The organism is Aneurinibacillus thermoaerophilus, assembly GCF_900099925.1.
Lineage (GTDB): Bacteria > Bacillota > Bacilli > Aneurinibacillales > Aneurinibacillaceae > Aneurinibacillus > Aneurinibacillus thermoaerophilus.
In genome coordinates this window covers 57,860-80,392 of record NZ_FNDE01000008.1, presented here as the reverse complement: position 1 = coordinate 80,392, position 22,533 = coordinate 57,860, and the positions used below count along the sequence as shown (strand labels likewise).

The window sequence follows — 22,533 nt, the reverse complement described above, 5'->3', positions numbered from 1 at the left end:
TTTATCCTTTCAAAAAATCATCATTTGGCATTGTTCTCACACTACTTTACATAATATTTTTATAGTTACTTAATAATTTGTAATTTGGATATTGCCAATTCTATTATATGTAAAAAAAGAAGTGTCCCCTCATTTGTTATACAAAAATTGTTACTTCAAAGTCGAGAGAGCATAAGCCGTATTTTGCCCTAGCAAGCCAAGCGCGAGCACTTCAAATTCAGAAAACGGTACAATCTGCAAAATTTGTCTATGATAAACTGACCGAACGTATAAGTTTGTTTTGATGGTTATGTTGGTTTTCCCAATGGTATGATAAAATGTATTTCCTAGCAAAGTGGAAAGGTGTGACACAATGGATCTAGGACTAAAAGATAAAGTGGTGCTTATAACGGGCGGTTCCAAAGGAATCGGGCGCGCGATTGCTCGCGCTTTTTACGAGGAAGAAGCAAAAGTGGCGATTGCTGCACGCGGCGAAACAGAGTTGCAGGAAGCAGCCGCAGAAATGGATGGTATTCTCGCGCTTCCTGCTGATTTGACAGACAGGGAGGCCCGCAAAAGTATCATAAACCAGGTTGTAAACAATTGGGGAACCGTTGACGTCTTGGTTAACAATGTAGGCGGAAGCAACGGTGGCACCGTTCTTGACACGGATCTCGAACTATTTCAGGCGGCCATGGACATTAACTTCTATCCAGCCGTCGATTTAAGCAAGGCAGTCATTCCATTGATGAAAGAAAAAGGAGCAGGAAGCATTATTAATATCAGTTCGATTTACGGCCGTGAATCGGGCGGCAAACCGACGTACAATGCGGCGAAAGCGGCGCTTATTAGCTTTACGAAAGCGCTGGCAAACGAAGTCATTCCGTACGGCATCCGCGTCAATGGCATCGCGCCAGGCTCAATTTTGCACCCGACCGGAAACTGGCAGAAGCGTCTTCAGGAAAACCCGGAGAAAATTAAGCAATTTGTAAAAAACGAGATTCCGGCTGGCCGCTTCGGCACGGTAGAAGAAGTTGCAAATGTCGCCGTCTTTCTCGCTTCTGAGAAAGCGTCCTGGGTGGTCGGCGCAACGCTGAATGTGGACGGTGGGCAGTCGCGCAGCAACTTTTAAATTTGTCCTCTCCTTTATTCTTCTGAATCAATTTCATAACTCGGAGCCTTAGAGCCCCAAGGGTTTCAGGAGCTTAAAAAAGTAGCACCTCCCCAAGTTTTACTTACAAACATGTGTTAAAAACTCGATAATCCCTGTAAAAACGCAGTTTTTAATGGGTAATTATGAAATTGATTATTCTATCAATTGTTTCACAGGCTTTTGGAAAATTCGTATGCATACACGAAAAACTCCCTCTACTGCCATTGAGTAGAGGGAGTTTTTCTTCAATCTGAAACAGGCGCTTTGTGCGCCTGCTTTTCTATGCAGAATTACTTTAAAATACGAATCATGTCGCCTTCTTTCAACGAATATGTTCCTTGTGGGTGAACGACCTCACCGTTGCCCTGATAAATTCCCTGCAGCCATCCGTGTTCGGGGTGAAGAATTTTAATCGCTTTTCCTACTACCAGGGAAATGACTTCCTTGTTTCCAAGAGCCAATTTACCGCTGCCATCAACGATTTGATAAGTGCCTTGTATGCTATCCATATCCATACCCCTTTCCGTACAAGTGTTTCGTTAACTACAAAGTATATTGAAAATACGGTGCTGAATGATGCGCTGCAAACAGTCAGGTTTTTCTATGCAATCCCATGCTTGAAAAATATATTTTCTTAACATTTAAATTATATCGCATTACCCACAAAAAGACAAACACTCCCATCCTTTCAATTGGCTAGATCTTTATCCAACCGCTCTGTTCGGCTTCCTTTTGATACATGGTAAAATTTTCGCTGCGTGTAAACAAGACGCAGCGAAAGACCAATCGCTCCAAACAAAAGACCGGTAATCAATCCGATCCAATAGCCAAATGCGCCAAGGGACGTATAATTAGCAAGCATGTAGCCGACTGGAAGGCCGATGAGCCAATAGGAAACGAACGCGATGAGGAATACAATATTAACATCTTTATATCCACGTAGCACGCCCTGGATCGGAGCGGCGACGGCATCAGATAACTGGAAGAAAAGCGCGTATATTAGAAATTGCATGGTTAATTCAAGCACTTCAGCATCGGTTGTATACAGTCCAGCGACTTGTTCGTTAAAGAAAAACAGCAGACAAGCGCAAACAAGCGCCATCGTCACGGCCATACCTATCCCAAGATAGCTATACTGTACCGCGTCTTTAAAGCGCCGTGCCCCTACTTCGAACCCAACCGCGATCGTTAGGGCCATCGCAATGCTCATTGGCACCATGTACAGACACGACGCGAAATTCATGGCCGCTTGATGCGCTGCGATCGTCACCGTACTGAACTCGCTCATCAAAAGCGTAACGGCCGCAAAAATACTTGTTTCAAAAAAAATCGAAAAGCCAATCGGGATTCCGATCTTGAGTTGCTCTTTCCACGCAGAGAACGCCACGCGGTAAAAGCAGCGAAAGATACGGTAGCTAGCAAACGGGGACATCCGGTGAATAACATATATACTTAAAAACGCGATGCACCAATACGTAATCGCGGATGCATATCCTGCTCCTACCCCGCCGAGACGCGGAAACCCAAACTTTCCGTAAATGAACACATAGTTGAGCGCCACGTTTATGGGCAGCGAAATTAACATGATGAGCATCGTTACACGCGTATAGCCAAGGGCATCAATAAAACAGCGAAACACCATAGATATGAACAGCGGCGCGATGCCAAAGCCAATAGCTATCAGATAATGATAAGCGATATCGCGCACGGTGGGCTCCAGTTCCATCATGTCAAGGATGGGCCTGAGCGTAAACGAACCGGCAATGAAAACAACAATAGACAACGCGAGTGCCAAGTAAGCCCCCTGTATGACTGTGAACGGCATGCGCTCTGTACTTCTGGCCCCGGCTAATTGAGCGATAATCGGTGTTATGGCCAGCATAATTCCGCTTAAGCCTGTATAGACCGGCATCCAGATACTGGAACCAATTGCAACGCCCGCCAGATCATTTGGGCTGGCGTGGCCAGACATGACTGTGTCAAAAAAATTCATCGCATATAGTGATAATTGTGTAATTAAAATTGGAAGCAGAATCACCAGAAGCTGCCGCGTTTTTTCCCTTACAGAATATGTTTCTCTCATCTTTTTTTCTCCTATGTTTATTTTTTGGAATGTCGCAAAATAAACAATGATACAATATCACACAATAACAAATACTGTAAATCAAAACCTTTTACGCACGAAAAAAGAGCATAAAACGAAATATGCCCTTTCCTTACTTTTTTACTTATGTACTTTCCCATTCCTTTTTAGATCAAGCGATTTCATTATAACCATTACAATGCATTTAATCAATACTTTCTATATATACTATTTATTTTATTTTTTAGAAATATTTACATAGGAATAATAGGCTTTCTATTTATCAAGGGATCATTTCTAAAGCAGGAAAAAAGGGTGCCCCATCACCTCTGGGACACCTTCTTCTTCCTCCTGCTAAATTTTGAAGTTGCCGAGCTTGCTTTGCAATGAATGGGCCCGTGCTTGCAGTTCTTTGATAGCACTTGCGCTCTCTTCCATTGACGCTAACTGCTCCTGGGAGCTAGCTGCTATTTTTCTTGTATTCTCAAGGGATTCCGAGGCGATCTGTACCGTTTCTTCCGCCGATGCAGATACTTGCTGAGCACTTGCGGATACCTGTTGTGTTACAGCGGAAACCGCCTGGATTTTTTGTGAAATATCGTCGATGAGACTGAGAATATTTTCAAACGCTTGACCAGCTTCATTTACGACCTCTGTTCCGGCCTGTACTTCCGCCGCCATCTGATTCATCGCTTCCACTGATTTAATCGAATCTTCGCAAATGGCATGCAATGAGCCTGCAATTTTGCTTGCAGAAGCGGCCGATTGTTCGGCAAGCTTGCGCACTTCGTCCGCTACTACCGCGAATCCGCGGCCATATTCTCCAGCGCGGGCCGCCTCAATCGCTGCATTAAGCGCGAGTAGATTAATTTGATCGGCTATGCTCGTAATCAATTCCACTACATGGCCAATTTGGTTTGTGCGCTCGTTTGTTTGCTTTACAAGTACCGTCGAATGGGAAAGTGAAGCAGAAATCGAATCCATTTGCAATACGGCTTTTTGAATCCGATCGTTACCGTCATTCGCTTCCTGTGCCGCTTTGACGGATTGTTCGGCAACAGCAACAGCTGATTCGCTAATGTGCTGGATGCCCGAGGCGATTTCTCCCATAGCTTGTGCGTTCTCTTCCGCAGCTTGCGACACTGTTTGGTTGCCAGATACAATTTCTTCAGTCGCCGCTACCATTTGGTGTGCCATCTCCGTTGTCAGTTGCGCGTTGGCGGATAAGGTCTCGGATGAATCCACCACATGGTTTGATGTAGCCGACAATTGTGAAATCATATCTTTAAGCTGCTGGCTCATATGGTTAAAGCTGGTCGCAAGCTGCCCAAGTTCATCGTTGTTTGCAATTTTTATTTCATCGCGCAAATCGCCAGCTGCCACTTTTTGTGTATGTTGGACGAGGAGCTGTATCGGTTTTATGATTTTTCTCGCTATCGAATAGCCAGCGGCAAAACCGAAAACGATAAGTGCCAGTGTAAGCAAGATGCTAATACCAATAATGTAGCGATTCAACTTCTTGACAAACTCTGCGTTCATATCAATGCCGATGATCATATCCGTTCCCGCAAGACGGGTGAAGACCGATTTATGTACACCATAGCTGTCCTCGTATACCTCGCTAAACTGCACGGTTCCCGGGTTGTCAAACGCTCTTTCCATCCCTGCGGTGAACGTGTAGTCCGCGTTTCGTTTTTCAGCGGCTCCGCTCAGCGCAACGATATAGGCTTTATCTTTTTTTCCGAGCACATACACATATTCGGCACCCATGTCCTGTTTTTGTTCATTTAAGAAAGCCAGCAGGCTAGCATAGGCCGAGTCTGAGCCTGCGTCCGAACGAGTAGCCAGCGTCTTGTCCAAATTCCGCTCAAGTTCCCGGATATTGGTTTGCAGCGTGTTCTCGAACTGGGGCAAAACGTATTGATTAACAATCCACATGGAAAGCTCATAAGAAACAAAGCTGAAGATGATAGATAATACGAGAATGCAACCTGCAAAATAGGCGGTAATTTTTTTACCGAGGGAGCTTTTTGTTTTAAACATAGGTCTTTTCCCTCGCATTTCGCATTGTGTCTACGCATGCCACACGTTTCGCCAAAAATTCAACAATTTCGTCCAACGTTTCTACCGTTGTATAAGGAGAAATCGAAAAAAACTTAGCAGCGTAAACAGGTACACGTTCTGAAACATCGGATGCATCGACTAAGCATTGCCTTGTTGTATCGCCGAAAAACACGTGCTCACGGTGTTTGCCTAATTCTTCAAATATTGGGTAGTTCCATTCGTTGTTCTGTTTAATCTGCTTGCCTGTAAGTTTCCCTGCTCTTTCTTTGTGCCACTCCGCCTGTTCTGGATAAAACCGGAAAGTCGTAATCGGTCCAGGATTATTCTCATTTGTAACAGCCACATTCGAAAAACGGGCCAATAGCCTGTCGCGGAACGCCATATTCACCCGCACATAATTGGCAAGGATTTGGCGGTAGCCATCCACGCCGAACGCCAACAGTGCCGCGTATATCGCGATCGAACTGGCCATACGCGAGCATTCCAGCGTGTAGCTTGTGTGATAACTGCCATAGCCCCGGTTGCCCACATATGGTGTTTCGAACTCATGCAAATCAAGCAGCCCAATATCTTTTCCGTTTTTCACAAGGAACAGGCTCGTAAGATACGGCGTTTGTCCGAGCTTTTGAAAATCGAAGCAGAGACTGTCAGCCAGATGTAAATGCTGCATTTTTTCGCGGATTTGCAGTAAGTTCTCGCACAAAGGCTGTTCGAGTTGAAGCGGATTGCGCGCAAAATCGTAGTCGTTAAACAGGCAATAGAATCCGCCTAGCGCCGAATCGGCGTGGATATGCGCCGGATGGAGCCCGTATCGATTCGTAATTGCGTCGGCTGTTTCTTTAATCGCTTTTATATCGTCAATTCCGAATGAATCCGTGGCCCCTGTCGTGGCGACGATGTATATGGGGATACCTCCCTGCTGAATAACACGTTCCATTTTTTCGCGCAAATCATCTGTATTCATAGCGTGCGTTAGCGGATCGGCTTTGACCGTAATCAAATGGTTACTGCCGATGCCGGTCGCCTCCATGGATTTAAAAAGGCTATAATGCGCGTTTTCTGAAGCAAAGCAGTACAAATTGCCAGGCACGCCCTTTTCTTTAGCATCCGGGAATTGCTTGGCGATAGCGAGGCGCAGCCCTGAGAATACGGCTCCTTGCCCGCCCCATGTCGTGTATCCCCATGATTTTGTAGCGTCATAACCCGCCAGTTTGGACATCATGGCGATGACTTTTACTTCTGCCTCCGCGCCAGCCGGTCCGTATACATCCCATAAATTGTTGCCATTTAACAATGTAGTAAGTAAAGAGCCCAGAATACCTGGAATACTTGCCATAGGCAATACATTACTTACGAAATTTCTTGTATGATACGGATGTCCTTTGGCTAACCCGAGAAGTTCTTCAACGACTTTATCCAATGCTATTCCGCGCTCTGGAACCTGCGCGCAGTCTATAATATCCTTGTAAAACTCTCCTGTCCTCTCCTGCATCGATCCTAGTGTTGCGCGTTGTGGGTCTTTCAGGCGATCAAGCCCCTCCACAATGTTTTGCATGAATTGAAGTAGCACCTGCCGACGTTCTTTGTTTCCATCTTCGCTTGGAAACAAAGCTTGTATGTCTTTCATCTTCATGTTTATCCCCCATTCCCTTTGCTTGATTTTCTTATTTTTTTAATACTAAAAGAAAAAGGCCATCCATATTCTTTGGAATAGCCTGTGCCAATATGCAGTACACCCGATTTGTAAACCTTTGACAAGATGATAGAATGCTTTTACGAACGACACTTATGTGCGCTACAATTTTGGCAACCGGCTGTCATAGTTTTGCAACCTTAGACCCTTGGCTTTACGTCTCTACCTTTCGATAGATTTGCCTTTTTCAGATTAGAATAGGTTGGTTCTACCAGGATTATTTTACTAATATAACTTTATAAATCAACCATCTTTCCTGTTTTTGTATTATTAAAAATATTAAACCGTATCTTGTGAATATGAAGAGAAGCTCATAAAAGTACTAGTTATTTCGGGAGATTTCCTAAGTTCATCGCGGCTTATCAAAACGGAGAACAGAAAAAATAAAAAAGATAACATCCATACATTTTTTATTCATAACCTTTTATTATTTACTCACATAACAATAAAGCCATTCCGTGGATGGGAATGGCTGCTTTGATTACGATGGAAAGGCTATAAATATTGAACGAAGGAGCACTTTCTATAAAACTGATGATTATGTTATGCTTATATAACAGTATATCTTTATATAACACTTAATAAGGAGTTATCCGTTATGCAAATAAAAGTGAACCGGCAGCTTCCTGTTCCGTTGGCCAAGCAAATTTATCAAGCGATTGTGGACCGTATCCAGTCGGAGTTGTTGGAAGAAGGCACACGTCTCCCTTCTGTCCGTGCGCTGGCTAAACAGATTCATGTAAGTTTCATGACAGTCGTTCAAGCGTATGATGCGCTTGAAGAAGATGGATATATTATACGTATTCAAGGAAAAGGCACATTTGTACGGACAAAAGCGGCGGATACAACGCCGAAAAAAGAGCTGCCAAAAAAAGAGTCGCCGTTTGATTGGCAACTGTCGGTTCCCGACTATTTGCCACGAGCGCAGTTTTCACGCTATCACCAGGTATCGGCCCGCTATGAATTTTTTTCTTCTACGATTGACCCCGGGCTTTTGCCAAACCGGTACTTGGAAAAAGAAATTCAGCGCATTCTTGCTGAGGAGCCGAGAATTCTTTCCACGTACAGCGACGTTCAGGGTGACTTGCCGCTGCGTCAAGAACTAACTGTTTATTTACGGGATAAGCAAATTCAAGTAACACCGGAAGAAATTTTAATTACGAATGGAACACAACAGGGCATTGATCTCGTGGCTCGGACGTTTGTCGGCCCAGGGGATATCGTCATTACCGAGGCGCCTACCTACCCTGCGGCGATTGATGTATTCCGCTGGCGCGGGGCTACCATTCTTCCCGTGCCTGTAGATAAGGATGGAATGCGAGTAGATATGCTGGCGGCGCTATGTGAGAAATACAAGCCAAAGCTTATTTATACGATGCCGACCTTTCATAATCCAACCGGAACGGTGATGAGTATCGAGCGACGACGCCAGTTGCTTGACATTGCCTATGAGACACAGAGCATCATCCTAGAGGATGATCCGTGGAGCGAAATTTATTATGAGAATAAGCCCCCGTCTTCGCTAAAAAGCATGGACCCGCTCGGCCATGTGATTTATTTGAAAGGCCTTAGTAAAATACTCGCTCCCGGTTGCCGGATTGGCGTGCTGGTCGCTTCTGGCACAATTTTTCATAGATTGGTCGCAGCTAAAGGCAATATGGATCTTGGCAGCCCGCTATTGACGCAAAAAGCGGTGCTCCCGCTGCTTTATTCGGAACGGATGCGCAACCATGTTAAAAAATTGCGCATTGCTCTGCAACTTCGCCGCGATATGATGATTGAATTGCTGGCGAAGCATATGCCGGAAGGGATTAGCTGGCTTACACCCAGAGGCGGAGTAAATTTATGGCTTTCGCTTCCTCCGCATGTGGATACGGAAGACTTTCTTATGTATGCCAGCAACTATCAGCTTACATTTCTCCCCGGAGCGGCCTGCTATCCGATTGAGTCGAAACACCATTTCCTAAGACTCAGTTTTTCGTTTATGAATGAACCATTGCTTGCAGAGGGCGTTAAAGAATTGTGCCGGGCGACTGCGGCGTTTATTGAGGCGACGGTCACTTACAGAAAAACGCCTGTTGTATAAAAACGGCAAGCGCCCGCCGCTTCCAGCGTTTTCGCTTGCCGTCTTAAGCAATTTTAATTTATTGGGCAACGGCCGCTTCCTGTGTCCGGTACTCCCTGACCATTTCTAAGAAATAAGCGTGCATACGTTTGTCATCTGTAAGTTCGGGATGAAAAGAAGCACAGAGCAAATGCCCTTGGCGGGCGGCGACGATTTCGTCTTTATATCGCGCCAAGATGTCGACTTCTTCCCCTACTTCGCGGATAAGCGGAGCACGGATAAACACAGCGCGGAAATCTTCGGCAATACCTGCCACCGGAAGATCGGTTTCAAAACTTTCGCGCTGGCGTCCGAACGCGTTGCGTGCCACTTTTATATCCATCAGTCCAAGGTGTGTCCAGTCCTGCCCTTCAATTTCTCCGGCGAGAATAATCATTCCGGCGCATGTGCCGAACAAAGGCTTTTTCTGTGCAGAAAATTCTTTAAGCGCTACGTCAAATCCGTACTTTTTCATCAATTTGCCAATGGCTGTGCTTTCGCCGCCCGGAATGACCAAGCCGTCCAGTTCTGCTAGTTGTTCTACTCTTTTGACGGCGATCGCTTCCGCACCCGCCTGCTCAAGCAGGCGAATGTGTTCAGCGACCGCTCCCTGCAACGCCAGTACTCCGATCTTCATCGCTTACCAGCCCCGTACAGCCATCCGCTCGTTTTCAAGCAGGGACGCTACATCAATCCCTTTCATTGGGTTGCCCAAACCTTTGGACAGATGGCCGATTAATTCGTAATCTTCGTAGTGTGTTGTCGCCTCGACGATCGCGCGCGCAAATTTTTCCGGATTTTCGGATTTAAAGATACCGGAACCTACGAATACTCCATCGGAACCAAGATGCATCATAAGGGCCGCATCCGCCGGCGTGGATACGCCACCTGCAGCAAAGTTTACGACCGGTAATTTGCCTGTATCATGTACTTGCTTTAACAGTTCATACGGCGCACCGAGCGCTTTTGCTTCCGCCATCAGTTCATCCTCTGACATGCTCGCTACTTTGCGAATTTGGCTCTGCATCATACGCTGGTGACGAACCGCTTCCACGATGTTGCCTGTGCCAGGCTCACCTTTTGTTCGGATCATGGATGCACCTTCGCCGATACGGCGTAGCGCTTCCCCGAGATCACGTGCTCCGCAAACGAATGGAACGGTGAATTCGCGCTTGTTAATATGGAACACTTCATCTGCCGGAGTTAACACTTCGGATTCGTCGATGTAGTCTACGCCCAACGCTTCTAGCACCTTTGCTTCCACGAAGTGACCAATGCGCGCTTTCGCCATCACCGGAATGGAAACAGCGTTCATAACTTCTTCTATGATTGTCGGATCTGCCATGCGCGCTACACCGCCTGCTGCTCGAATATCCGCCGGTACGCGTTCAAGCGCCATAACCGCAACCGCGCCAGCAGCTTCCGCGATGCGCGCCTGTTCAGCATTTACGACGTCCATAATTACGCCGCCTTTTTGCATTTCTGCCATTCCGCGTTTTACGCGTTCTGTTCCTTGTTGTGCCATACTAATTCCTCCTGCCTTTTTCTTAAAATTATAATTGTCATAATGCTTTATATAACACTTAACTTTCTATATAGAGTGTTATGTATATCTCTTTTTCACAAATTGATTGTAGCGCGCATGTGTATATAACAGTCAACCAAAGTGTATAACACTTTCCTAAAAAATTGATACTTAACCGAAAAATCGTAAAAAATAAACTTATCATGAACCTGTTTTGAAATAATAAGATCGGTATTATAATGAATGATGTAGTCGAAGCATTTATGCTTATATTTTGTATCTATATACATCTGACGTAAGCTCTTTTCATAGCTTATGGTAAAAATTAAAGCGATGGACCCTCTCATTACAGGACAAATTGTATATACATAAAACTTTTATATAAGGTGTGCAATCAATATGGAAAAGAAATATGTAAAAGATTCAAGAGTCGTAAAAACAAGCATCGTTCTTCCTCCTGACACGAATCAACATGGTACGCTGTTCGGAGGAAAATTAATGTCTTATATTGATGATGTGGCCGCACTATCGGCGACCCGTCATGCCCGCATGCCAGTCGTGACAGCGTCCACTGATTCCGTTGATTTTCTTCACCCTATTAATCCTACGGATTCTGTATGTGTGGAATCGTTTGTTATTTCCACAGGCACAAGCTCGATGGAAGTGTTTGTGAAAGTGATTTCGGAAGGATTGTATACTGGTGAACGAAAAATTGCCGCTACTGCTTTTTTGACGTTTGTGGCGTTGGACGAGAACAAAAAGCCAGTGCCTGTACCGGGCGTGATTCCCGAAACAGAAGAAGAAAAAAAATTGCATGAACGCGCGGCGCAGCGCGCGCAGATGCGCAAGATGAGACGTGAAGAAAGCAAGCGGCTCGCCGAGTTTTTGACAACGAAAAAACCCTGGGAGTAGAAAAATGAAAAACTTGCGGGTATGCCCGCAAGTTTTTCACTACCTAGATACGCTTTATCCTGAATCTTGAATCATCAACAGTCTGCCTTATTCAAAAACATTATTCTTTGCTACTCTCCAGAGCCGCCTTCAACATTTCGCCCAGATTAGCCGTTAATCCTTCACTGCTGCTATACTTCTTAAGCAATGCACGTTCCTGGCGCTTGTTCATTTGAGCCCCTTTTTTGTCTTCCAGCATCTCTATTACATTGCACGCTTTGCACTGCAAAAATTTTCCTGCCTTTCCGGTACGAATCTCCATTTTTTTGTGGCATTGCGGACAACGTTTGTTGGACAGTTGTTTTTCCGCGGAGCGGCGGTAACCGCATTCACGATCCGGGCACACCAGCATCTTGCCGCGTTTTCCTTTGATTTCCCGCAGGTTCTGGCCACATTCCGGACATTTAGAACCGGTCACGTTGTGCGGCTTGTATTCGACATCGCTTTGGGTAATTTCTTTTACAAGCGCTGCCGCCTGACGGCGAATTCCAGAGAGAAAATGTTTCGCGTCCCCTTTGCCGCGTGCAATATTTTCCAATTGACGTTCCCATTTGGCTGTCAATTCCGGCGATCTCAATTCGTTTGCGACGAGCTCAATCAACTGCAATCCTTTTTTTGTCGGAAGCAGGCGGTTTCCTTGACGCTCAATCGTATCTATATTCAGCAACTTTTCGATAATATCGGCGCGCGTCGCTGGAGTACCGAGATTGTTTTTCTCCATTCTGGCAAGCAAATCGGACTCTGTGTAACGAAGCGGCGGTTTGGTAAGGTGACTGTGAATCGCGCTGTGCTTGACAGTCACACTATCCCCTTCATGCAACGATGGAAGCATTTGTTCCGCAGGTTCATCCTCTTCTCTGTCTTCGTTGGAAGAGGACGAATCTTTTCCGTATACTTCTTTCCAGCCGGTGTCTTTGACCGTTTTTCCCGTGGCATAAAACTCTTCACCTGTCACATCAATCGTTATCTGCACGCTTTCATAGCGGTGCGGTGGATAGAACAACGCGATAAAACGACGTACAATCAAGTCATACAATTTTCGCTCATCATTCGTTAAGTCGTTTAGGCGTACCGGCTCTTCTGTCGGAATAATGGCATGGTGATCGGTAACTTTGCTGTCATCGACAATACGTTTGGTAATGCGCAGCGATTTTTGTTTCAGCAGAGGACGCACCAATTGCGCGTACGGCCCTACTTCAATACTTTCCAAACGACTTTTTAACGTCGGTACCATATCGGTTGTCAAATAGCGCGAATCCGTTCGCGGATAGGTGACCAGCTTGTGATGTTCATAGAGACGTTGCAAAACATTCGCTGTATGTTTGGCAGAAAAGCCGTATCGTTTGTTGGCGTCGCGTTGCAGTTCGGTCAAATCATATGCCAGCGGTTGCGGCTCTGTTTTTTCGCTTGTTTTAACCCGTATTACTTTACCGGTTTGTCCAGAGACTTTTTGATCGATCGCTTGTGCCGCCTCTTTTTTAAAAATGCGGCTATTTTGGTTCATGCCTGAGCGCCACATACCTGAGAATGCACCAAAGTCCACTGTAAGCGTCCAATATTCGGTCGGCTTGAACTTTCTGATTTCCTCTTCACGTTGAATGATCATTGCCAGCGTTGGCGTCTGTACCCGGCCCGCAGCCAATTGAGCGTTATATTTTGTGGTGAGCGCCCGTGTGACATTCAGACCGATAAGCCAGTCAGCTTCCGCACGGCAGACGGCTGATTCGTACAAACTATCATATACCGAACCTGGTTTTGCGTTTGCAAATCCTTCGCGTATAGCTTTGTCTGTCTGCGAAGAAATCCAGAGGCGCTTGAACGGTTTCTTCCACTTGATCATTTCCATAATCCAGCGAGCTACAAGTTCCCCTTCCCTTCCAGCGTCCGTTGCAATAATAAGGTCTTTAATGTCTTTTCGTTTCGCAAGCTGGGAAATCGCCCGGAACTGATGCGAGGTTTCTCTGATGATCTTAAGCCGCATACGCTCGGGTAAAATCGGCAAATCTTCCAGCTTCCACGTTTTATACTTCGGGTCGTAATCCTCTGGCTCTGCCAATTCGACCAGATGGCCAAGCGCCCAGGTAACGATATATTTTGGGCCTTCCATATAGTTTTTATGTTTCTGATTGCAACCAAGCACGCGGGCGATGTCTTTCCCTACGCTCGGTTTTTCAGCTAATACTAACGTTTTCATATTTTCCCACCCGTGTCTTTTTTCATATTCATAAAAAAGAAAAGCCTTCTGTCTGAAAAGAGAAGACTGTACATACTCGCGATCTATCCTCCAGCACACTCGATGCTTCATGTGGTGATCTAGCTTCTATCTTTCCACTGCACCACATTTTGTAAAGAAATGCCAAAACAGCAAACGTACAATATACAAACCCATGATTATTATAGGTTCTACGCAACTTTTTTGCAAAATTTAATTTTTCATATACAAAAAGCTATCCTTTCTGTACCATTTCACAGAAAAGATAGCTTATAGACAGACGAAAAATACTCTGTTGCTGAGTGAATACGTTTGTTGTTATTTTGCAAAACGCTCAATATTGGGAGAACATATTTTTTTACTCTACTACTGCCCTCGCCAAGTGCACATGTTTACTTGCATAATAGCCGTCCGTTCGACTCTGAAAATAGCGTTCTTGGATATCGGATGGGCTTAAGTTCTCATGAAGACGGAGCCCTAAACTTTTCAGTTCAAAAGCCAGTGTTGACGGGTCAAAGGTCGTTTTGATCGGCTCGCCTATCTTTCGTAAATCCTCCTGCATCTCTTTCATATGTGGAGTAGCTTCTTCTGGTACAAAGTAATCGAAAATAACCGCACTGCCCACGGGGGCAATATCGGTAATGGAACGCAGCGTTGCGAACACTTCGTTTCGAGTTAAGTACATTGTGACACCTAGCCAACTAAAAAAACTTTTAGTCTGCACGTCATACGAAGTTCCCTTGAGTGCATCAGCCAAACTCTCCTTTGTGAAATCTACAGGTACAAAGTGAAGGTTTGATGGGATTTCCCACTCTAATTCAGCCAGTCGATTAAGTTTGAAGGCTTGTGTGGCCGGATGGTCAACTTCAAATACCTGAACCTTACTTAGAAGATCTGGACGACGAAAAGCAAAGGTATCCATCCCAGCCCCGAGTATCACATACTGCTTCACCCCTTGTTTTATAGCCTGCTCAAGGTTATCTTCCGTATATCTTGAACGGCTAAGAACATTAGGTAACCCCATGGCTTGCAATAAAGACGGCAAGGGATTTGTCGCCTGGTCGGAGCATGTCGAGTTACTTTCGGGAACATTAATCTGGAGAACCCTAGAAAATCCTTGTTCAATGAGTGCACGTCTTTCCTCTGGTATCAAACGATAGGCTAGAAAGTCATCAAAAATTTTTGGGGTATCATTCATAGCATGGTAGGCACGTAAGTAGGCGGTCATTATTGCAGTAAGACTGACTTGGTTTTCTTTCATTTAAATATCCTCCTTTTAGAGTCTATCTCCTTAAGAACTGAGAGATAACATCTAAAAAGAAGTATACCAAACCCACCCCCTTATGTAAATTATTAAAATTTTATAATATCATAAAAATAAAATTTTGTCAAGGTTTCATTTCGAGAAATCGCCGAGAAGAGGCCCCATTGTTAAAAGCAAGCAAAAAACGGGGCCTTCCCAGCTTACTTATAGGAAAACCCCTCTTGTTTTATTCTTTAAAATCTACTTATGAAGATTAGGCATATTCTCCAGTTTAAGAATTATCTTATAAATGTAAGCGTTAACAAAATGATGCAGAACCATAATCGTTCCGAATCGGTCTTCACTAAGAAGCATCAAGGTCTTCCTTCTTGTACTGTATACCATTCCAATCATTAGCGTTAATCCTATGCTTAACCTTAATCTGATAATACACTAACAGAATGACTAACCAACCGATTCCCCCAAATACGGAGATTCTCGTTAAAGGGGAAGTTGCAATCGCCAAAAAGGCTATAACTAACATTAGCAGACCAATAATTGGTAAAACAGGCCATAGAGGCATCCCAAATTGGAGGATTTTCTTTTCTTTGTTGGCCCGATGTCTGAAAACCAATTCGCTCACTAAGATCGTACCCCATGTCCATAGTGAAGCAAAAGCAGAAGCACTCGTTATCCAAACATACACATTTTCAGGTGCCAAATACGTAATGACAACTCCTATAGAAATCATTGCTGCCGTCATCCAAACCGCTATATGAGGCACTTGATTCCGATTCAGCTTAGTAAATTTGGGAGAATATAGTCCCTTACATGCCATACCATAGAGCATTCGGCTACCGCCATATACACCAGTATTACAAGAAGAAAGGGCAGATAAAATGATAATCAAATTGACAAGCCCTGCAGCTACTGGAATACCAATTTTCGTAAACATTAGAACGTAAGGACTTACGTTGCTCTCAAGTATGTAAGTCCATGAAAATGCGCTCAACGCAATCAAAATAGACCCAATATAGAAGAAGGAAATCCGAATCGTCACGGAGCGGAAAGCTTTGCGCATCGTCTGTGCAGGATCATGGGATTCTCCTGCTTCAACACCCAGCGTCTCAATTCCACTATAGACTTGTACAATCAGCGAAATCGTCGCAAAAACCCCTGGCCAGCCATGCGGAAGGAAACCACCATTTACCCAAAGATTGGTTAAGCCAACAGCGTATCCATCATTGAAAACTCCCGTAAGGATGATCAGTCCGCCGAAGATCATAAATACAACGATGGCGAAAATTTTCAAAACAGCAAACCAATATTCTACTTCACCGAAAATTCGTACGGCAAGCATATTAGAGAGAGTAAAAAGAATAAGCCCAATCAGCCCAGGTATCCATGCCGGAAAAGTTGGAAACCAATATTGTACTAAACTTCCGATTGCAGCAAGTTCAGACATGACAGTGGCTATCCAATAAAACCACCACATTCCCGCTGTCAAGAACCCCATCCGGACACCCAGAAGATCCCCGGCGTAATGACTAAATGAGCCAGCAACAGGGTTTTCTACGGTCATTTCACCAAGTGCTCGCATGACAATGGCAGCAAGCACACCGCAAAGGATGAAAGTGATTAATACCCCTGGACCAGCCAATTTTACAGCCGTAGTAGATCCGTAGAATAAACCTACCCCAATTACCCCTCCAATTGCCAGCATTTGAATTTGACGATTTGATAGGCTGCGGTTAAGTCCATGTGACTCAGTTGCTTGAATTTGTGATTCTTTTTCAACCATTGACACAGATAGCATCCTCCTTTATCAAAATACAAATTTGAATCCTGATAGGTCAGCTGTCCCTTTTACGAATATGGTAGAATCAACTCTTTTTTTTGTAGAAAAGAAATGAAGAATTTGGTATACTATAGATACATATCCATATATTCTTAAATCTTGAAAACTGAATTATAAATTATATAGGGTTGGTTAGAGGAAACGGTCTGACCGTAAATTGATTCCTGTGAAAAAGCAACTTTTCCGAATGCAGCTTGTACACTGCTTATCCTCATGCTATCTGTAAGTACATCATAAATTCTAAAAAAGCATGTTTTACGGGAATGGAGATTGTCACGAGAGCATCCACCTTGCTTAAGCATCTTTTATTCTGTTCAAACAAGGTGGATTTCTACTCCGTTTTATTCATTAATTATGAATGATATGTTTTACAGTGTCCTCTTTTAATTATCATTACTTAGCACAGTTGATACAAAACAGTCTTTACCGTATCTACTACAAAACGCAAATCTTCTTCTGTTGAAGAAAGTGGTGGGGCAATAATTAGTACATTATTATATCCTGGAACCGTATCACCATTTCGGCCAATGATTAATCCTTTATTTTTGCAAGCAGCGATAATAGCTCCCATAAATTCTTCTGAAACCGGAGTTTTTGATACTTTATCTTCCACCAATTCAATACCGTATAAGAATCCCACTCCACGAACTTCTCCTACTTTATCTAGCTCGATTAAATCATGTAATTCGCCTAAGATGGTTTTGCCTAATTGCGACACACGCTCTACAATGTTTTCGTTTTCTATAATTTCAATGTTTTTAAGTGCTACCGCGCATGATGCGGGATGTCCGCCGTACGTAGAAATATGGCGCAAATGATTGTTCGAGCCATTTTCTTTGAATTTTTCGTAAATTTTAGAACTCACAGCGGTAGCTCCCAAAGGAAGGTATCCACTTGTCAGCCCTTTTGCCATTGTTACAATATCCGGTTGTACACCTTCCGAATGCATAAATCCAAACATTTTACCTGTTCTACCAAATCCGGAAACAACCTCATCTACTATTAGAAGAACATCATATTTCTTACAAATTTCAGCAACACGTTTTAAGTATTCGTTGGATGGGATGATGACACCACCGCCAGAGATGAAAGGTTCAAGAATAACACCGGCTACCGTATCAGCACCTTCCCAATTAATGACCTGCTCAATATAGTCAGCTGCCAAAAGGTCAGAATTTTTCGCGTTCTCTCCAAATAAAGAACGATAGCTGTACGGTGGTGGAACATGGATGAATCCTGGAACGGCAGGATCGTATTTCATTCTTCGATTAGCTTGGGCTGTTGCACTCAACGCACCGAGAGTTGAACCATGATAAGCGCGATATCTGGATATAAATTTGTATTTTCCTTGGTTTCCATTTTGTGTATGATACTGACGAGCAATTTTAAATGCAGTTTCATTTGCTTCTGAGCCACTATTTGAAAAAAAGGTTGTGTAAGAGCCTTGAAGAAGTTCACTAATTTTAGTTGATAATTGAATAGCTGGAATATGACTAAGGGTTAGCGGAAAATAAGATAAGTTCATCATTTGTTCATAAGCAGCATCCACAATTTCTTTGCGGCCGTGTCCTAGATTTAGGCACCATAGCCCCGATACGCCATCCATGTATTTGTCTCCGTTAATATCGGTAAACCAAGCTCCCTCCCCTTTCGTTGCAATCATTGGGCTTGCTTTCTCATTATAGCGGGACATAGCATGCCATAAATGCTCTTTGTCTTGCTCAATAAGTTTGTTTGTTTTCAGCTCTGTTTGCATAATGCAGCCTCCTCGTTATCTTTTATTTGAATCAAAATAACTAAATAGTTACAGGAGTATTACATAAAACAGAATCGATCGAATAATACTCGTACCCGTGCGCATCAGCAACTGCCTTGTACGTTATTTTTCCGTCAATTACATTAAATCCTTTCGCTAAAGGCTTGTTGTCCAAAGCTGCTTGCTTATATCCTTTCCCTGCAATTTGTAACCCATAAGGAGTCGTTACATTCGTTAAAGCGATTGTTGAGGTACGCGCAACAGCCCCGGGCATATTTGCTACGGCATAGTGAAGTACTCCATGCTTCTCATACGTAGGATTGCTATGTGTAGTGGTACGATCAATTGTTTCAATGGAACCCCCTTGGTCAACGGCTACATCAACAATAACCGAACCTGGTTGCATTGTTTTGACCATTTCTTCAGTTACTAGTCGTGGCGCACGCGCGCCCGGTATAAGAACAGCTCCAACAAGCAAATCCGCTTTCATTACTGCCTCTGCAATGTTATAGTTGTTTGATATTAATGTCTTTAAACGTCCTTGGAATTGATCATCCAGCTGACGAAGGCGAGCAGGATTAATATCCAACAGCGTAACATTCGCCCCCAGACCGATGGCCATCTTTGCCGCATTCGTACCTACAACACCACCACCGATAATGACAACTTCTGCCGGCGCTACTCCTGGTACGCCACCAAGCAAAACACCTTTTCCACCTTTGGATTTTTCCAAGAATTGAGCTCCAATTTGAATAGACATACGCCCGGCTACTTCACTCATCGGAGTCAGCAGTGGAAGAGTTCCATTATCCAGCTGAATCGTTTCATAAGCAATCGCAATAACTTCATTATCTATAAGAGCCTGCGTTAATTCAGGTTCCGCAGCTAAATGTAAATACGTATATAAAATCAAACCTTTACGAAAAAATCGATATTCCTCAGGAAGAGGTTCTTTTACTTTAACAACCATTTCAGCTGACCAAGCTTCTTTAGGTGTATGAACTATTTTTGCTCCTGCAGCCACATAATCATCATCCGTAAACCCACTGCCTAATCCCGCTCCAGTCTCTACCCATACTTCATGACCATTATCTCTGTATGCGCTTACAGAAGCAGGAGTCATCCCTACACGGTTTTCGTTGTTTTTAATTTCCTTTGGAACACCTATGATCATCCTTTATCCTCCTTCTATGAAAAGTACACTTCATTTTAAAATCCAAACCCGATCTTGATTGGTAAGCCCAGCAGCATTCGCTTCATCTGTGTCAATATGAAATTCCAGACGATAATCAGCACTTACTCTAATTTTCACATCGCTAAAGATAACCCCTCTCTTCGTTTGCGATACGACGTGCACCTTTTCCCTATCATGAACTTGAAACTGCCGGGCATCTTCTTCAGACATATGAATATGTCTGCTTGCAATAATTGCCCCTTCTTTTAAATAGATCGAGCCTTTGGGGCCAATGATCGTAATTGGACTACTTCCGGCAAGATCACCTGAATCCCTAATTGGGGGGGAGATCCCCAAACGATGGGCATCGGTTAGGGATACTTCCACTTGTGTAGTGCAGCGAGCGGGGCCCAGTATTCTTACCTTATCTATAGTGCCTTTAGGTCCAGCAATCATTACGCTTTCCTTTGCCGCAAACTGACCAGGCTGGGACAATTCTTTATGAATCCTTAGTTGATATCCTTTTCCAAACAAAATATCGATATGATCAAGGGAAAGGTGAACATGTCTGGCTGATATACCTACAGGAATCGTATTTAGCTCCAATTGATATGCTAAAGATTCTGTAAGGTTTTTGTTACTTTGTTCTATTATTTTCCTCATCATACCCCATCCCTTTCCCATTTCCTTACACTTATATATAAATTTACTTTGAAGCTTCGACATTTCCCCTCACTCCATGAACGAATGTCGATGTATGATGATGAGCCATTTGCTAGAGAACAACGTAACATTACCAGTTTCTATAATCTAAGTGTGCGTATTTTTCTAACAAGCGAACTGGCATTCTTAACGCATCTTTTCTAAATGGAGGAGCTAATTGCGTGCCATCTACTTGAATATCAATAACCGTAGGCTTATTCGATTCAATCGCTTCTTGAATTACGGCCCCTAACTCATCGGCTTTCTCAACTCGAATACCGACAGCACCCATAGCACGTGCCACTTCAGCAAAATCAGGGTTATCAATATCAGCTCCAACAAAGCGACTGTTATAAAAGTCAACCTGATTTTTCTTTTCCGCGCACCATGCTCCGTTATTAAAGACGCAGGCCACAACCGGTATCTTCTCCTCTACTGCTGTGCTTACTTCATGTAAGCTCATACCCCATGCTCCATCGCCGACAATCGCAACAACCGGGCAATCCGGTCTAGCAATTTTAGCCCCCAAAGCTGCCGGATACGCAAAGCCTGTATTGCCAAATGTAAGAGCTGCAATATGTTTCCGACCCTCATTAAATTTGAGATACGCATTGGCTGTAGAAGAAACGTTTCCAATATCTGTTGTCACAATTGCGTTTTCAGGTAACACTTTTGTAAGTTCTAATAGAGCTCTGCGAGGATTAATCGGATTTCCTTCTACCATAGCCAGATCAATTAACTCTTGTTCCCATGCCTGTTTTTCATTTGCAACTTCTAACAAGCGATCGCGATCTTCTTTTCGGTTTGGCGCAATTTCTCTTAAGCGTTTCATAATTTCTTCACTAGCCGCCCGTGCATCCCCGATAATTCCCACTTCAATCGGATGTGTACGCGCGATATTCCGTGGATTAATATCTATTTGAATGATTTTTGCTGTCTTCGGGAAATAATCAATGTCATAACAAGGCAGCGTTCCGAATACGGATAGACGTGTGCCAATCGCCAGCACAACATCCGCTTTCGCCAAAGTCCTCATCGCTGCTTTGGAACCCATATATCCGATTGGTCCAACAGCTAAAGGATGATTAGCCGGGAATGCATCGTTATGCATATATGAAACCGCTACCGGTGCTGTTAAGTATTCGGCAATGGCTTTCACCGCATCAATCCCATCGGAGTCAACCGTACCCCGACCAGAAATGATAACGGGATTTTTCGCTTCTATTAACAATTGGACTGCTCTTTCCAGCGATTCCGGTGCTCCGCATCCACGAGCATCGACACGATATTGATGAGGCTCAAGAATTTGGTCTTCCAGTTCACCATAGAAATAGTCACGAGGGATATCGAATAAGACGGGCCCCCGTTCAGCATACGCAATACGGAATGCTGTTCGTAAACAATCAGCGACCCGACTTGGATGTGTAACACGTACTGTCTCTTTTGTAATCGCTTTAAAAACAGAGACCTGATCACATTCTTGGAAACCGTCCCACCCAATAGTAGGAGTTCCTGCAGAAGGAGAAATAACAACCATAGGAGTATGAGCTTGATAAGCAGCTGCTACCGAAGTTACCATATTGGTAATTCCAGGACCATTTTGTCCAATGACAACCCCAGCTACCCCGCTAATACGGGTATATGCATCTGCCATGTGAGCTGCGCTTTGTTCATGTCGAACCCCGATAAAACGAATACCTGCCGTAGGAAGTAAATCTAACATATCCATGAAAGCGGAGCCTAAAATTCCGTTAATATGGGTAACTCCCTCAGCTACCAAGGTTTCTACGATTGCCTCGCTTGGTGTCATTTTTACTTTTGTTCCTGTTTTGATTTTTGATTTTACCTTTTCCATGATTTCATTCCTCCTCTGAATTGATAGAATGACTATTTATTTTTTTGTCATATGTACTGGAGCTAACATCATGACATCCGTACTAGTATTTATACATCATGATGTCAGTACCAGTTGTTATCGTTATTGTATCCCCTGTTAAAAGTTAAGTCAATACATTATTTTAAATTTTTAAAAATAT

Annotated in this window: 16 protein-coding genes and 1 riboswitch; of the genes, 3 read left to right on the top strand and 13 right to left on the bottom strand. The window is 43.8% G+C overall.

Going from position 1 to position 22,533, the window contains the following annotated elements:
- Positions 1-352 precede the first annotated feature (352 nt).
- The gene (locus BLR88_RS06455; protein WP_062731153.1) at positions 353-1,111 is read left to right on the top strand and encodes an SDR family NAD(P)-dependent oxidoreductase; all 759 of its coding nucleotides are present in this window, start codon (positions 353-355) and stop codon (positions 1,109-1,111) included.
- Between the two features lie 311 nt (positions 1,112-1,422).
- On the opposite strand, the gene BLR88_RS06450 is transcribed toward BLR88_RS06455, so the two are convergent.
- From BLR88_RS06450 to BLR88_RS06435, 4 genes are all read right to left on the bottom strand, one after another.
- Positions 1,423-1,641: a hypothetical protein gene (locus tag BLR88_RS06450; RefSeq protein WP_057898866.1), complete on the bottom strand. Its 219-nt coding sequence runs from the start codon at positions 1,639-1,641 to the stop codon at positions 1,423-1,425.
- A gap of 179 nt (positions 1,642-1,820) precedes the next feature.
- Positions 1,821-3,215, bottom strand: a complete 1,395-nt coding sequence (locus BLR88_RS06445) for an MATE family efflux transporter (RefSeq protein WP_057898867.1) — start codon at positions 3,213-3,215, stop codon at positions 1,821-1,823.
- A gap of 354 nt (positions 3,216-3,569) precedes the next feature.
- Entirely contained in the window at positions 3,570-5,258 is a 1,689-nt protein-coding gene (locus tag BLR88_RS06440; RefSeq protein WP_175493567.1) for a methyl-accepting chemotaxis protein, read from the bottom strand.
- Positions 5,251-6,906, bottom strand: coding sequence for a pyridoxal phosphate-dependent decarboxylase family protein (locus BLR88_RS06435; protein ID WP_057900325.1), 1,656 nt, complete (start codon positions 6,904-6,906; stop codon positions 5,251-5,253). The genes BLR88_RS06440 and BLR88_RS06435 overlap by 8 nt, the downstream gene beginning before the upstream one ends.
- Positions 6,907-7,081: 175 nt before the next feature.
- A riboswitch (cyclic di-GMP riboswitch) is annotated at positions 7,082-7,165 on the bottom strand.
- A gap of 405 nt (positions 7,166-7,570) precedes the next feature.
- Here BLR88_RS06435 and pdxR point away from each other — a divergent pair.
- Positions 7,571-9,058 carry a MocR-like pyridoxine biosynthesis transcription factor PdxR gene (pdxR, locus tag BLR88_RS06430; RefSeq protein WP_091260226.1) on the top strand — a complete coding sequence of 496 codons (1,488 nt, stop codon included), beginning with the start codon at positions 7,571-7,573 and terminating at the stop codon, positions 9,056-9,058.
- A gap of 58 nt (positions 9,059-9,116) precedes the next feature.
- Here the strand turns inward: pdxR and pdxT are convergent, their stop codons facing one another.
- Positions 9,117-9,713, bottom strand: coding sequence for a pyridoxal 5'-phosphate synthase glutaminase subunit PdxT (gene pdxT / locus BLR88_RS06425; protein ID WP_057898870.1), 597 nt, complete (start codon positions 9,711-9,713; stop codon positions 9,117-9,119).
- A 3-nt stretch (positions 9,714-9,716) separates the two neighbouring features.
- Complete coding sequence (pdxS, locus tag BLR88_RS06420; RefSeq protein ID WP_057898871.1) at positions 9,717-10,601, bottom strand: pyridoxal 5'-phosphate synthase lyase subunit PdxS; 885 nt, start codon at positions 10,599-10,601, stop codon at positions 9,717-9,719.
- 399 nt (positions 10,602-11,000) lie between these two features.
- On the opposite strand from pdxS, the gene BLR88_RS06415 reads away from it, so the two are divergent.
- Positions 11,001-11,513 carry an acyl-CoA thioesterase gene (locus tag BLR88_RS06415; RefSeq protein ID WP_057898872.1) on the top strand — a complete coding sequence of 171 codons (513 nt, stop codon included), beginning with the start codon at positions 11,001-11,003 and terminating at the stop codon, positions 11,511-11,513.
- A 100-nt stretch (positions 11,514-11,613) separates the two neighbouring features.
- On the opposite strand, the gene BLR88_RS06410 is transcribed toward BLR88_RS06415, so the two are convergent.
- From BLR88_RS06410 to xsc, 7 genes are all read right to left on the bottom strand, one after another.
- Entirely contained in the window at positions 11,614-13,746 is a 2,133-nt protein-coding gene (locus BLR88_RS06410; RefSeq protein WP_057898873.1) for a DNA topoisomerase III, read from the bottom strand.
- Positions 13,747-14,122: 376 nt separating this feature from the next.
- Positions 14,123-15,025 carry a class I SAM-dependent methyltransferase gene (locus BLR88_RS06405; RefSeq protein WP_057898874.1) on the bottom strand — a complete coding sequence of 301 codons (903 nt, stop codon included), beginning with the start codon at positions 15,023-15,025 and terminating at the stop codon, positions 14,123-14,125.
- A 346-nt stretch (positions 15,026-15,371) separates the two neighbouring features.
- Positions 15,372-16,808 carry an amino acid permease gene (locus BLR88_RS06400; protein ID WP_057900326.1) on the bottom strand — a complete coding sequence of 479 codons (1,437 nt, stop codon included), beginning with the start codon at positions 16,806-16,808 and terminating at the stop codon, positions 15,372-15,374.
- Positions 16,809-17,262: 454 nt separating this feature from the next.
- Positions 17,263-18,621 (bottom strand): aminotransferase, encoded by a 1,359-nt coding sequence (locus BLR88_RS06395; protein WP_057898875.1) that lies wholly within the window; start codon positions 18,619-18,621, stop codon positions 17,263-17,265.
- A gap of 40 nt (positions 18,622-18,661) precedes the next feature.
- A complete protein-coding gene (gene ald, locus BLR88_RS06390) occupies positions 18,662-19,795 on the bottom strand; it encodes an alanine dehydrogenase (protein WP_057898876.1) in 1,134 nt (377 codons plus the stop codon).
- 30 nt (positions 19,796-19,825) lie between these two features.
- Positions 19,826-20,449 (bottom strand): phosphate propanoyltransferase, encoded by a 624-nt coding sequence (gene pduL, locus BLR88_RS06385; RefSeq protein ID WP_408863344.1) that lies wholly within the window; start codon positions 20,447-20,449, stop codon positions 19,826-19,828.
- Positions 20,450-20,588: 139 nt separating this feature from the next.
- Positions 20,589-22,352, bottom strand: a complete 1,764-nt coding sequence (gene xsc, locus BLR88_RS06380) for a sulfoacetaldehyde acetyltransferase (protein ID WP_057898877.1) — start codon at positions 22,350-22,352, stop codon at positions 20,589-20,591.
- Positions 22,353-22,533 lie beyond the last annotated feature (181 nt).

Excerpts from the sequence above, each read along its gene's own strand:
- BLR88_RS06415 (WP_057898872.1), top strand. The coding sequence starts at position 11,001 with ATGGAAAAGAAATATGTAAAAGATTCAAGAGTCGTAAAAACAAGCATC.
- pdxT (WP_057898870.1), bottom strand. The coding sequence starts at position 9,713 with ATGAAGATCGGAGTACTGGCGTTGCAGGGAGCGGTCGCTGAACACATT.
- BLR88_RS06455 (WP_062731153.1), top strand. The coding sequence starts at position 353 with ATGGATCTAGGACTAAAAGATAAAGTGGTGCTTATAACGGGCGGTTCC.
- BLR88_RS06395 (WP_057898875.1), bottom strand. The coding sequence starts at position 18,621 with ATGCAAACAGAGCTGAAAACAAACAAACTTATTGAGCAAGACAAAGAG.
- BLR88_RS06405 (WP_057898874.1), bottom strand. The coding sequence starts at position 15,025 with ATGAAAGAAAACCAAGTCAGTCTTACTGCAATAATGACCGCCTACTTA.
- BLR88_RS06435 (WP_057900325.1), bottom strand. The coding sequence starts at position 6,906 with ATGAAAGACATACAAGCTTTGTTTCCAAGCGAAGATGGAAACAAAGAA.
- BLR88_RS06410 (WP_057898873.1), bottom strand. The coding sequence starts at position 13,746 with ATGAAAACGTTAGTATTAGCTGAAAAACCGAGCGTAGGGAAAGACATC.
- BLR88_RS06450 (WP_057898866.1), bottom strand. The coding sequence starts at position 1,641 with ATGGATAGCATACAAGGCACTTATCAAATCGTTGATGGCAGCGGTAAA.
- xsc (WP_057898877.1), bottom strand. The coding sequence starts at position 22,352 with ATGGAAAAGGTAAAATCAAAAATCAAAACAGGAACAAAAGTAAAAATG.
- pdxR (WP_091260226.1), top strand. The coding sequence starts at position 7,571 with ATGCAAATAAAAGTGAACCGGCAGCTTCCTGTTCCGTTGGCCAAGCAA.
- ald (WP_057898876.1), bottom strand. The coding sequence starts at position 19,795 with ATGATCATAGGTGTTCCAAAGGAAATTAAAAACAACGAAAACCGTGTA.
- pdxS (WP_057898871.1), bottom strand. The coding sequence starts at position 10,601 with ATGGCACAACAAGGAACAGAACGCGTAAAACGCGGAATGGCAGAAATG.
- BLR88_RS06445 (WP_057898867.1), bottom strand. The coding sequence starts at position 3,215 with ATGAGAGAAACATATTCTGTAAGGGAAAAAACGCGGCAGCTTCTGGTG.
- BLR88_RS06400 (WP_057900326.1), bottom strand. The coding sequence starts at position 16,808 with ATGGTTGAAAAAGAATCACAAATTCAAGCAACTGAGTCACATGGACTT.
- BLR88_RS06440 (WP_175493567.1), bottom strand. The coding sequence starts at position 5,258 with ATGTTTAAAACAAAAAGCTCCCTCGGTAAAAAAATTACCGCCTATTTT.